Here is a 12,322-nt window from a genome sequence, read left to right on the forward strand (position 1 = left end):
AAAAGAAAGAGAAAAAAAAAACCGCTTCTTTGTGTTGCCCCGGGTGGTGTGGGTATTGCCTTTTGGTATGGGGGGGCCGCGGGGGTTTGGGGGCCCGGGGCGCCCGCCCGTTCAGTTGAGTCTCGGAATGGTCGTCGTGGTGCTAACGGCGCGGAGAGGCGTCCAGTACCTGCTGGAGCGCCTCGAACTCCTCGACGCACTTGCCGGAGCCGAGCGCGACGGAGTCGAGCGGGTTCTCGGCGATGTGGATCGGCATGCCGGTCTCGCGGCGCAGCCGCTCGTCCAGGCCGCGCAGCAGGGCGCCGCCGCCGGTGAGCACGATGCCGCGGTCCATGACGTCGCCGGCCAGTTCGGGCGGGCACTGGTCGAGGGTGGTCTTGACCGCGTCGATGATCGAGTTGACCGGCTCGTCGATGGCGGCGCGGACCTCGGCGGCGGAGATGACGACGGTCTTGGGCAGGCCGCTGACCAGGTCGCGGCCGCGGATCTCGGCGTGCTCGTCCTTCTCGCCCTCCAGGCCGAAGGCGCTGCCGATGCTCATCTTGATCTGTTCGGCGCTGCGCTCGCCGAGGAGCAGCGAGTACTCCTTCTTGATGTGCTGGACGATCGCGTTGTCCAGCTCGTCGCCGGCCACCCGGATGGACTGGGCGGTGACGATGCCACCGAGGGAGATGACGGCGACCTCGGTGGTGCCGCCGCCGATGTCGACGACCATGTTGCCGGTGGCCTCGTGGACGGGCAGGCCGGCGCCGATCGCGGCGGCCATCGGCTCCTCGATGATGTGGACCTGGCGGGCGCCGGCCTGCGAGGAGGCCTCGATGACGGCGCGGCGCTCGACGCCGGTGATGCCGGAGGGCACGCAGACCACGACCCGCGGGCGGGCCAGGTAGCGGCGGCGGTGGATCTTGAGGATGAAGTAGCGCAGCATCCGCTCGGTGATCTCGAAGTCGGCGATCACGCCGTCCTTGAGCGGGCGGATGGCGACGATGTTGCCGGGCGTGCGGCCGATCATCTTCTTGGCCTCGGCGCCGACCGCCAGGATGCCGCCGGTGTTGGTGTTGACCGCGACGACGGACGGCTCGTTGAGGACGATCCCCTTGCCCCTGACGTACACCAGCGTGTTGGCTGTTCCGAGGTCGATCGCCAAGTCGCGGCCGATGAACGACAGGTTGCTCGCCATGGGGTGTGGGTGCCTTCCCGGGCTCGGAGTTCTTGAGGGTGGACGGATGCGCGCCCACGCTTGGGCGGAGACCAGCTGAGCTGCCGTACCGGGCCCTTGAGTCGCGTCCATCGTAGTCACGCCGCACGGCACGGACATCGACGCGGGGCATACCGTCCATTGTCCGGAGCGTGATCGCTTCTCCGAGCATTGGGACGCCGTGTCGGCGTTCCCAGTTCCCTATTTCACGATAAGAATGCCCCGGCCGGGCCAATGGTCCCGACCGGGGCGGTGCGAAGGTCCTGCCGGGCGTGCCGCCCGCCGGATCAGGCGTGCGCGGGGAAGAAGATCTTGATCTCGCGCTCGGCGGACTCCGGGGAGTCGGAGGCGTGGATCAGGTTCTCGCGGGTGATCGTCGCGTAGTCGCCGCGGATGGTGCCGGAGCCGGCCTCCAGCGGGTTGGTGGCGCCGGCCAGCATCCGGATGCCCTTCACGACCTCCTCGCCCTCGACGATCATCGCGATCGACGGGCCGGAGGTCATGAACTCCAGCAGCGGCTCGTAGAACGGGCGGCCGACGTGCTCGGCGTAGTGCGTCTCCAGGGTCTCCCGGTCGAAGGTGCGCAGCTCGACCGCGGTCAGCTGCCAGCCGGCCTTGCGCTCGATGCGGCTGATGATCTCGCCCGCCAGGCCGCGGCGGACGGCGTCGGGCTTGAGCAGGACGAGAGTGCGCTGGGACACGGTGCGTCTCCTGGTGATCTGGTACGACATGCGGTATGGGGCAGAGGTTACCTTGCGTGAACGACCGGTCGGTCGCGCCCCCGACCGGGGTCACACGGCCCGGGCCCCCGACCGGGGTCAGGCGGCCTGGGCCTCGGCGGCGGCGCGGGCGGCCTTGAACTCGTCCACCTTGCGGCCGTAGTGCACCGAGCACCACCACAGGCCGGCGAAGACCACGCCGAGGCCGAACATGGTCGGCAGGACGAAGCCGCTGGCGATCAGGCCGATCTGCAGCGCCCAGCCGATCTGCACCGCGCCGGGGCGGTTGATCATGCCGCAGAGCGCGATGCACAGCGCCATCGCGATGCCGCTGACGATCCACACGGTGGCCGTCGAGACGCTGGAGAGCTGCATCGCGACCAGCGCCGCGAACATGATCAGGAGCGCTTCGCCGATCAGCGTCGAGGAGCAGAGCGTCCTCATGTCACTTCCTCCCGAGCAGCAGGCGGGCCTCGCCCACCGTGATGACCGAACCGGTGACCAGCACCCCGGCGCCGCCGAGGTCGCCCTCCTCCTCGGCCAGGGTGACGGCCGCGGCGATGGCGTCGTCGAGCCGGGGCTCGACCTGGACGCGGTCGTCGCCGAAGATCTCCACGGCCAGGGCCGCGAGGGCGTCCACGTCCATGGCGCGGTGGGTGGAGTTCTGGGTGATGACGACCTCGGCCAGGATCGGCTCGAAGGCCTCCAGCACGCCGGCCACGTCCTTGTCCCCCGAGGTCCCGATCACGCCGACCAGGCGGGTGAAGCCGAAGGACTCGGAGATCGCGGCGACGGTGGCCCGGGCGCCGTGCGGGTTGTGCGCGGCGTCCAGGATGATCGTGGGACTACGGCGGACGATCTCCAGGCGGCCCGGCGAGGACACGCCGGAGAAGCCCTGGCGGACCTTGTCCACGTCCAGCTGACCGCCGCGGGCGCCGCCGACGCCGAAGAAGGCCTCGACCGCGGCCAGCGCCAGCGCCGCGTTGTGCGCCTGGTACTCGCCGTGCAGCGGGATGAAGACGTCCTCGTACTCCTCGCCACCGAGCCCGCGCAGCGTCACCAGCTGGCCGCCGACGGCGAGCTCACGGCGGATCACGCCGAACTCCAGGCCCTCGCGGGCGACCGTGGCGTCCACCTCGACGGCCCGGCGCAGGATGACCTGGGCGGCGTCCAGCTGCTGCTGGGCGACCACGGCGACGGCACCGGACTTGATGATCCCGGACTTCTCGACCGCGATCTCGCCGGTGGTGTTGCCGAGCTTGTCGGTGTGGTCCAGCCCGATCGGGGTGATCACGGCCACGGCGGAGTCGATGACGTTGGTGGCGTCCCAGGAGCCGCCCATGCCGACCTCGACCACCCCGACGTCCACCGGCGCGTCGGCGAAGGCCGCGTAGGCCATGCCGGTGAGCACCTCGAAGAAGGACATCGGGACGGGCTGGGCGGCGTCGACCATCTGCACGTAGGGCTCGATGTCGCGGTAGACCTCGACGAAGCGCTCCGGGCTGATCGGGAGGCCGTCCAGGGTGATCCGCTCGGTGACGCTCTCCACGTGCGGGCTGGTGTAGCGGCCGGTGCGCAGCTCGAAGGTGTTGAGCAGCTGCTCGATCATCCGGGCGGTGGAGGTCTTGCCGTTGGTGCCGGTGATGTGGATGGAGGGGAAGGACCGCTGGGGCTGGCCCAGGATGTCCATCAGCGCCTCGATCCGGTCGAGCGAGGGCTCCAGCTTGTTCTCCGGCCAGCGCTTGGAGAGCTCCAGTTCGACGTCGCGCAGGGCGTCGCCGGTGCTGTCGTCGGAGGGGCGGAGGGTGTACGGATTCGGGTCGGCCTTGTCGCTCACGACCACAGTCTACGGAGCGGCGGCGGCCCGGCCCCACAGGGCGAGGGGTACGGCGCCGACGGGACGGCGGCGCGGCGGGCGACGGGGTGAGAACGGCCACTTTGCCCCGTCTTTGCCTTACTTCTTGAGTTTGCTCCCTTTACTATCGATTTGGCGAGTTTTGACGGCAATGGAGCATCGATTCGCAAGCCATAGGAGCCGACAGCCTTTGATCATGAGGAGCACTGCGCCATGCCCGACGCCCTGCACGACTGGATCGTGCTCCGCCAGGACGCCGTCGTCTGGTTCGCCGGACTGATCTCCCTGGCCCTCGTCGGCTACCTGGCCCTCGTCTTCGGACGCTTCCTCGTGTACTGGGCCGGCTCCCGCCACGCCTTCCGGCACAACCGCCCCTCCCCGCCCGGCGACCCCGCCACCCTCCAGTGGCACCTGGTCATCCCCTGCCGCGACGAGGAAGCGGTGGTCACCCAGACCCTGGACGGCCTGCGGGCCAGCGCGCCCGAGGCCCACCTCTGGGTGATCGACGACGACAGCGAGGACGCCACCCGCGAACTCGTCCTCGCCGCCGCGGCCCGCGACCCGCGGATCCACCTCGTCCAGCGCCGCCGCCCGCACGCCCGGATCGGCAAGGGCGCCGCGCTCAACGCCGCCTACCGCGAGATCTCCGCCTGGCTGCCCGAGTCCACCGACCGCTCCGAGGTGGTCATCGGCGTGGTCGACGCCGACGGCCAGCTCGACCCCGGCACCCTCGGCCAGGTCTGCAACCCCAAGGCCCTCGGCCGCCCCGACACCGGCGCCGTCCAGATCGGCGTCCGGATGCGCAACGCCGACGACGAGCGCCCGCTGCCCGGCCGCGGCCGCACCGCCAACGCCCTCGCCCGCACCCTGGTCCGGATGCAGGACGTCGAGTTCCAGGCCAACAACGCCGGCATGCAGCTGCTGCGCCGCCGCACCGGCAGCGTCGGCCTCGGCGGCAACGGCCAGTTCGTCCGGCTCACCGCCCTCGACTCGCTCACCGCCGAGGAGGGCCGGGCCGGCCGCCCCTGGCCCGAGCGCGCCCTCCTGGAGGACTACGAGTCCGGCCTCGACCTGCGCCTGGCCGGCTGGCGGCTCACCCACGTCACCGAGGCCCAGGTCTCCCAGGAGGGCCTGATCTCCCTGCGCCGCTTCCTCACCCAGCGCACCCGCTGGGCCCAGGGCAACATGCAGTGCCTGCGCTACACCGGCCGGGTGCTGCGCTCCCCGCACTACCGGGCCTGCGGCAAGGCCGAGGTGCTCTACACCTTCCTCCAGCCGGTGGTCTGCGTCCTGCTGGTGCTGCTGTTCCCGCTCTCGCTCGCCATCACCGCCGCCGGGCTGGTGCTCTTCCCCGCCGAGACCATCGAGTTCCAGCTCCGGTTCGGCCCGTGGATGCTGCTCGCCTTCGTGCTCGCCACCCTGCCGATGGTGTTCTGGGGCCTCGCCTACCGCAGGGCCGTCCACCCGGACCGCAGCCGGCTCACCGGACTGCTCTGGGGCGTCCTGGTCTGGCTCTACGCCTACCACCTCTTCGTGGTCGCCGCCCGGGCCGCCGTCCGACTACTGCTGGGCCGCAACGGCTGGGCCAAGACCCGGCGCAACGCCGAGAAGGTCGCCGTCGGCGCCCCCACCGCGCTCGAATCCTGAACCCCCACTCCCCCGCCCCGCGCCGCCTCCCCACCCCCGCGCCGTCCTCCCGGAGCCCCGCATGAGCATGTGCCTGCCCCCGAACAGCGTCGCCGTCGTCCTCGGCACCCGCCCCGAGCTGGTCAAGCTCGCCCCGCTGATCCACGAACTCGGCGACGCCACCCGGCTGGTGCACACCGGCCAGCACTGGGACGAGGCGATGTCCGGCCGCTTCCTGCGCGACCTCGACCTGCCCGCGCCCGAGCTGCTCACCGGCGTCGGCGGCCGGCCCCGGGCCGGCCAGATCGCCCAGTCCCTCGGCCAGCTGGACGCCGCCTTCGCCGAGGACCGCCCCGCCGCCGTCGTCGTCCAGGGCGACACCAACGCCACCCTCGCCGGGGCGCTGGCCGCCAACGCCCGGGAGATCCCGCTGGTGCACGTCGAGGCCGGGCTGCGCAGCTACGACCGGGCGATGCCCGAGGAGCACAACCGGGTGATGGTCGACCACGTCTCCGACCTGCTCTGCGCCGCCACCGAGGACAACGTCGCCAACCTGCGCGCCGAGTCCCTCGACCGGGGGCGGATCGCGCTCACCGGCAACACCGTCGTCGAGGTGGTCCGCCGTCAACTGCCCGGCGCCGACGCCCTCGCCGCGCTGCTCGCCGCGCACGGGCTGCGCCCGGACGGGTACGTGCTGGCCACCGTGCACCGCCCGGAGAACACCGACACCGCCGAGGCGCTCGGCGCCGTGCTCGCCGAGCTGGACCGGATCGCCCGGGCCGGCACCCCGGTGCTGTTCCCGATGCACCCGCGCACCCGGGCCGCCATCGGGCGGTTCGCCCTGGACGCCCTGCTGGAGCGCCTGGCCGTCACCGAACCGGTCGGCTACGGCGACTTCCTGGGCCTGGCGAGCCACGCGGCGCTGCTGGTCTCCGACTCCGGCGGCGTACAGGAGGAGTGCACCGTGCTCGGCCGTCCGCTGCTGGTGGTGCGCCGCTCCACCGAGCGCCCGGAGGCCGTCGACGCCGGCTTCGCCGCGCTGGTGCGGCCCGGCGAGGAGCTCGGCGAGCTGGCCCGCGGCTGGCTGTCCGACACCCCCGAGCGGCTGGCCCGGCTGGCCGCCACCCCGAGCCCGTACGGCGACGGCCGCGCCTCGGCCCGGATCGCCGCGCTGACCGCCGCCCTGGCCGAGGACGCCGGGGCCGAGGACGCCCTGACCCGGAACGCCGGGGCCGCCGACCGCGCCACCGTCCAGGCGGTCCCGTTGGCCGCGTAGGGACTCCTGACAGCCGGATTGGTGGGTCAGACCCCGGCCCGGGCCTCCGGGACGTGCGCGGAGCCGCCGTGCCGACGGCGCAACTCGGCCGTGATCTCTGCCAGTTCACCCTCGGGCAGCAGCGGCAGCATCATCGCAACGCCCTGCAGCAGACCGCCGAGCAGGAAGGTGGTGTCCGCCGTCGCCGCGACCAGGCCGCGGACCTCGGCCACCCGGCCGTCCGCGACCGCCTCGATCAGCTGGGCCGCGTTCGCGCTCTCCTCGTCCACCTGGACGGCGGCGCTGTCCTGCGGGGCCCGACGGGCCATCGCCCGCAGCACCCGGTCGCCGACCTCGGGGGCGTACGCCTTGCGGACGGCCTCGGCGGCGATCCAGGTGAGCAGGGTGGTCACCTCCCGCTCGGCGTTCTCCGTCATCAGCAGGTCCAACTCGTGGTCGAACGCGAGCTGGTTGCCGTGGCGGAAGGCGAGCAGCAGGGTCGCCGCCCTGGCCTTGGCCTCCTCGACCGCCTCGGCAGGCAGTTCCTGGGCCAACTCCTCGGTCACCACCACGCCATGCCTCCCGTCCGTCGCTCAGCAGGAACGCTCAGCAGAAACACCTTCGGAAACTTCGAGCACACCGTACACATCCGACCTGGAAACTTCTGCGAACGCGCGCGGGCAAGACCGGAATCAATTCGCTCGGAATAGGACCTCACCCGGTCCAGGATGAATATTCGCCGGAAGGGAGCAATGTTGCTGCTCTATTAGGCGTAGCGGTCGTTTCGGCGGACCCGGCGAAACGGCGCGCCACAAACGAACGCGCGCCGTCACGAGCGCGCCGCAAACGGGCGCGCCGGAAGGTACGCCCCGGAAGCGGACCCGCCCGGAAAACGCCGAGGGGCCGCACCCCGCGCGTCGCGGGATGCGGCCCCCGAGGGGCGGTGCGGGCTCAGCCCTGCGGCAGCGCCGCGAGCTGGGCGGTGATCCGGGCGATGTCGGCCTCGGCGGCCTCCTGACGGCCCCGGATCTTGGCGACCACCTCGTCCGGCGCCTTGGCCAGGAAGGCCTCGTTGCCGAGCTTGGCGGTGGTCTGGGTCTTCTCCTTCTCGGCGGCCGCGAGGTCCTTGGCGAGGCGCTTGCGCTCCGCCGCGACGTCGATGGTGCCGGAGAGGTCCAGCGCGACGGTGGCACCGGCCACCGGCAGCGAGGCGGTGGCCGCGAAGCCCTCCTCGGGGACGGTCAGCCGCAGCAGCGAGCGGATCGCGTCCTCGTGGACGGCCAGCACGGTGCCGGCCAGCTCCAGCTGGGCCGGGACGCGCTGCGCGGGCTGCAGGCCCTGGTCCGAGCGGAACCGGCGGACCTCGGTGACCACCTGCTGCAGCGTGGCGACCTCCGACTCGGCGGCCGCGTCGCGGTAGCCGCTGTCCTTCGGCCACTCGGCGACGACCAGCGACTCGGCGCCGGTGAGCGTGGTCCACAGCGCCTCGGTGACGAACGGGACGACCGGGTGCAGCAGCCGCAGGGTGACGTCCAGGACCTCACCCAGGACCCGGCGCGAGGCGTCCGCCTGCGGGCCGCCCTTGGCCAGGGTGGTCTTGGAGAGCTCGACGTACCAGTCGAAGACCTCGTCCCAGGCGAAGTGGTACAGCGCGTCCGAGAGCTTGGCGAACTGGTAGTCCTCGTACAGCCCGTCCACCTTGGCGACGGTGGCGTTCAGCCGCGACAGGATCCAGCGGTCGACCGCGGTCATCTCCTCGGGCGCCGGCAGCGGGCCCTCGGTGGTGGCGCCGTTCATCAGCGCGAAGCGGGTCGCGTTCCAGATCTTGTTGCAGAAGTTGCGCGAGCCCTTGACCCAGTCCTCGCCGATCGGCACGTCGGCGCCCGGGTTGGCGCCGCCGGCCAGGGTGAAGCGGACGGCGTCGGCGCCGTAGGCGTCCATCCAGTCCAGCGGGTCCACCGCGGTGCCGGAGGACTTCGACATCTTCTTGCCGAACTCGTCGCGGACCAGACCGGTCAGCGCGACGGTCTTGAACGGCGCCTCGCCGTCCATCGCGTACAGGCTGAACATCATCATCCGGGCGACCCAGAAGAAGATGATGTCGTGGCCCGTCACCAGGACGTCGGTCGGGTAGAACTTCTCCAGGTCGGCGGTCTTCTCCGGCCAGCCCAGCGTGGAGAACGGCCACAGGCCGGAGGAGAACCAGGTGTCCAGGACGTCCGGGTCCTGGTGCCAGCCCTCGCCGGTCGGCGGCTGCTCGTCCGGTCCGACGCAGACGACCTCGCCCTCGGGGCCGTACCAGACCGGGATCCGGTGGCCCCACCAGAGCTGGCGCGAGATGCACCAGTCGTACATGTTGTCGACCCAGTCGAAGTAGCGGCGCTCCAGCTCCTTCGGGTGGATCTCCACCTTGCCGTCGCGGACGGCGTCGCCCGCGGCCTTGGCCAGCGGCTCGACCTTGACCCACCACTGCAGCGACAGCCGCGGCTCGACCACGGTGTGGCAGCGCGAGCAGTGGCCGACGGCGTGCATGTACGGGCGCTTCTCGGCGACGATCCGACCCTGCTCGCGCAGCGCGCCGACGACGGCCGAACGGGCCTCCATCCGGTCCAGGCCGAGGAAGGGGCCGTGCACGGTGATCGCACCGCGCTCGTCCATCACCGTCAGGTTCGGCAGGTCGTGGCGCTGGCCGATGGCGAAGTCGTTCGGGTCGTGCGCGGGCGTCACCTTGACGGCGCCGGTGCCGAACTCCGGGTCGACGTGCTCGTCGGCGACGACCGGGATCTCCCGGTCGGTCAGCGGCAGCTTGATGGTCCGGCCGATCAGGTGCTTGTAGCGCTCGTCCTCCGGGTGGACGGCCACCGCGGTGTCGCCCAGCATCGTCTCGGCCCGGGTGGTGGCGACGACGATCGAGTCGTCACCGTCGCCGTAGCGGATCGAGACCAGCTCGCCCGGCGTGTCCTCGTGCTCCACCTCGATGTCGGACAGCGCGGTGAGGCAGCGCGGGCACCAGTTGATGATGCGCTCGGCGCGGTAGATCAGGCCGTCGTCGAACAGGCGCTTGAAGATGGTCTGGACGGCCTGGGACAGGCCCTCGTCCATGGTGAAGCGCTCGCGCGACCAGTCCACGCCGTCACCGAGGCGGCGCATCTGGCCGAGGATGCGGCCGCCGTAGCTCTTCTTCCACTCCCAGACCTTCTCGACGAAGGCCTCGCGGCCCAGGTCGTGGCGGGAGAGGCCGGCCTCGGCGAGCTGCTGCTCGACCTTGTTCTGGGTCGCGATGCCCGCGTGGTCCATGCCGGGCAGCCAGAGCGTCTCGAAGCCCTGCATCCGCTTGCGGCGGGTCAGCGCGTCCATCAGCGTGTGCTGGAAGGCGTGGCCCAGGTGCAGGACGCCGGTGACGTTCGGCGGGGGGATGACGATCGTGTACGCGGGCTTGTCGCTCTTCGCGTCCGCGGTGAAGTAGCCACGCTCCACCCAGCGCTCGTACAGCTCGCCCTCTACGTCCGCGGGGGTGTAGGTCGTCGGGAGGGTTGCCGCATCGTCCCCGGTGGTGCTCACGGGGCGCTGGTTCGTCGTGTCGGTCACGACGCACAGTTTACGTAACCGGGGGCGCTGGTTACGAACCGCTTTCGGTCCGCGGACTCGGCCGGTCCGGGCGCTCCCGCCGCCGGTGCCGTGCGGTAGCGTGCCCGGGCACTCGTCCGGGTGACCGGGCGTGCACGGACATACCCATACGAGGATCGGCCGCGGGTGCGGCGGGGGAGCACGAGGACACATGTACGGCCAGGGACAGGGACAGCAGTATCCGCCGCAGCAGGGCCAGCCCTACGGCGGCCAGCCCTACGGCGCGCCGCCGCCACAGCAGCCGCCCTACGGCGCCCCGCAGCCCCAGTACGGGTACCCGCCGCAGCAGCCCTACGGCGCCCCCCAGCCGCAGTACGGCGTGCCCCCGCAGGGCCCGTACGGCCAGCCGGGCTACCCGGCGCCGCCGCGCAAGGGCAAGGGCGGCCTGGTGGTCGGCCTCGTCATCGGCGCCCTGGCGCTCGGCGGCGGCGGCTTCGCCGCCTGGAAGTTCCTCGGCGCCGGCAGCGACTCGGGCGGCCAGTACAAGCTCAGCGCGCCGCAGACGCTGCTCGACGGCTACGTCCAGAAGTCGGCGAAGGAGGAGGCCGCCGACATGAGCAAGCCCGAGGTCGCCAAGATCGGCACCGACCTGCACGGGCTGGGGGCCAGCTACAGCAAGGGCGCCGACGTCAAGAACATGGACTCGCTGTCGATCCTCGGCATCTACGGCTCCCTCAACGACCCCGCGCAGATCATCGCCGACTCCAAGAAGGAGAGCGGCGGCCTGACCTGGTCCAGCCCGATGACCGACTTCCCCGCCAAGGACGGCCACGCCTCCGACGGCAAGCTCAGCTGCGGCGTCGCCAGCATCATGGGCAAGCCCGGCCCGACGGTCTGCGTCTGGGCGGACAAGTCCACCTACGGCCGGGTCACCTTCAGCCACCTCAGCCTGAGCACCACCGGCGGCACGGGCGGCAGCGACTCGGGCCTCACCGCCGACCAGGCCGCGGCGAAGACCCGCACCATCCGCGACGCCATGAAGGTCGCCCGCTGACCCGGAGCCCCCGCCCGGCCTCCCCATAGCAGCAGCACCGCAGCAGCAGCACCGCAGCAGCCGCACCACCGCAGCAGCACCGCACCGCCGGCACCCCCGGCGGTCTCCTCGCGCGACGTCCCAGAAAGGGCCCCGCATGTCCGACCAGAACCCGTACGGGCCCCCGCCGCAGCCCGGGTACCCGGCGACGCCGCCGTCGGCCGCCCCCGGCTACGGCGGCGTCCCGCCGCAGGCCCCGCCGCCCGGCTACCCCGCACCCGGCGGGCCGGAGGCCGGCGGCCACCCGGGTTACCCGGGCTACCCGGGCTACCCGGAGGGCGCGCCCGGGGCCTACCCGGGTTACGGCGGGTACGCGCCGGTGCCGCCGCGCAAGTCGCGCCGCACGCTGTGGATCGTGCTCGGCACCGTCGGCGCCGTGCTGGTCGTCCTGATCGGCGTGTTCGGCTACCTCGCCTGGAACGTGACCAGCGGCACGGGCACCCAGAAGCTCGTGATGCCGGCGACCTTCAAGGACCTCAAGGCCAACGACGACCCGGCGGTGACCGGGAAGCTGCAGGACGAGCTGACCTCCAAGATCGGCCAGGGCGACGGCAACTGGAAGCCCACCGGCGTCGCCGGGGTGTACCAGGACTCGGACTCCACCCCGCAGCTGATCGCGGTCGGCGTCTACGGCAAGGTGCTGCTGCCCAAGCAGGAGCTGGACCAGATGTTCGCCGGCTTCTCCGGCGCGGGCGGCACGATCAGCGGCCGGCACTCGGTGGACCCGGGCCCCAAGGGCGGCCAGATGGACTGCGCCACCTCGCAGAACGGTGAGACGAAGCTGTCGCTCTGCGCCTGGGCCGACAAGAGCACCGTCGTCATGGTGCTCAAGGGCTCCGACGACGGCACCCAGCCCGACGTCGACAAGCTCGCCGCCGACACCCGCGACCTGCGCGCGGTCGCCGAGGTGCCCAAGTAGGCCCGCCCGGACGGCAGTAGCGGAGGGGGGGGGCCCCCGACTCCCGTTCTGTGGGACTCCCTTTTTCGCGGGTCCACGGCCCCTGTGCTG

At 71.8% G+C, this 12,322-nt stretch carries 10 protein-coding genes; 4 read left to right on the plus strand and 6 right to left on the minus strand.

Annotated elements, in window-relative coordinates; translation table 11 throughout:
- Positions 1-142: 142 nt before the first annotated feature.
- The 4 genes from ACZ4W5_RS25375 to folC form a co-directional block, all read right to left on the minus strand.
- Complete coding sequence (locus tag ACZ4W5_RS25375; RefSeq protein ID WP_360228991.1) at positions 143-1,168, minus strand: rod shape-determining protein; 1,026 nt, start codon at positions 1,166-1,168, stop codon at positions 143-145.
- Between the two features lie 317 nt (positions 1,169-1,485).
- Complete coding sequence (ndk, locus tag ACZ4W5_RS25380) at positions 1,486-1,899, minus strand: nucleoside-diphosphate kinase (RefSeq protein WP_396235982.1); 414 nt, start codon at positions 1,897-1,899, stop codon at positions 1,486-1,488.
- Positions 1,900-2,016: 117 nt separating this feature from the next.
- Complete coding sequence (locus ACZ4W5_RS25385; protein ID WP_360228906.1) at positions 2,017-2,361, minus strand: DUF4233 domain-containing protein; 345 nt, start codon at positions 2,359-2,361, stop codon at positions 2,017-2,019.
- A gap of 1 nt (position 2,362) precedes the next feature.
- Positions 2,363-3,754 (minus strand): bifunctional tetrahydrofolate synthase/dihydrofolate synthase, encoded by a 1,392-nt coding sequence (gene folC, locus ACZ4W5_RS25390; protein ID WP_465657097.1) that lies wholly within the window; start codon positions 3,752-3,754, stop codon positions 2,363-2,365.
- A gap of 231 nt (positions 3,755-3,985) precedes the next feature.
- Here folC and ACZ4W5_RS25395 point away from each other — a divergent pair, with 231 nt between their 5' ends.
- Both ACZ4W5_RS25395 and wecB read left to right on the plus strand, forming a co-directional pair.
- Positions 3,986-5,419: a glycosyltransferase family 2 protein gene (locus ACZ4W5_RS25395; protein ID WP_360228912.1), complete on the plus strand. Its 1,434-nt coding sequence runs from the start codon at positions 3,986-3,988 to the stop codon at positions 5,417-5,419.
- A 67-nt stretch (positions 5,420-5,486) separates the two neighbouring features.
- A complete protein-coding gene (gene wecB, locus ACZ4W5_RS25400; RefSeq protein ID WP_465657148.1) occupies positions 5,487-6,674 on the plus strand; it encodes a non-hydrolyzing UDP-N-acetylglucosamine 2-epimerase in 1,188 nt (395 codons plus the stop codon).
- A gap of 26 nt (positions 6,675-6,700) precedes the next feature.
- On the opposite strand, the gene ACZ4W5_RS25405 is transcribed toward wecB, so the two are convergent.
- Entirely contained in the window at positions 6,701-7,225 is a 525-nt protein-coding gene (locus ACZ4W5_RS25405) for a hypothetical protein (protein ID WP_360228918.1), read from the minus strand.
- 379 nt (positions 7,226-7,604) lie between these two features.
- Complete coding sequence (locus ACZ4W5_RS25410) at positions 7,605-10,241, minus strand: valine--tRNA ligase (RefSeq protein WP_465657100.1); 2,637 nt, start codon at positions 10,239-10,241, stop codon at positions 7,605-7,607.
- A gap of 190 nt (positions 10,242-10,431) precedes the next feature.
- Between ACZ4W5_RS25410 and ACZ4W5_RS25415 the strand changes: the two genes are divergently transcribed.
- A complete protein-coding gene (locus tag ACZ4W5_RS25415; RefSeq protein ID WP_465657101.1) occupies positions 10,432-11,274 on the plus strand; it encodes a hypothetical protein in 843 nt (280 codons plus the stop codon).
- A gap of 136 nt (positions 11,275-11,410) precedes the next feature.
- Positions 11,411-12,232: a hypothetical protein gene (locus tag ACZ4W5_RS25420; RefSeq protein WP_465657103.1), complete on the plus strand. Its 822-nt coding sequence runs from the start codon at positions 11,411-11,413 to the stop codon at positions 12,230-12,232.
- The last annotated feature ends 90 nt before the right edge of the window (positions 12,233-12,322 follow it).

It is taken from the genome of Kitasatospora sp. NPDC029367 (assembly GCF_055569135.1).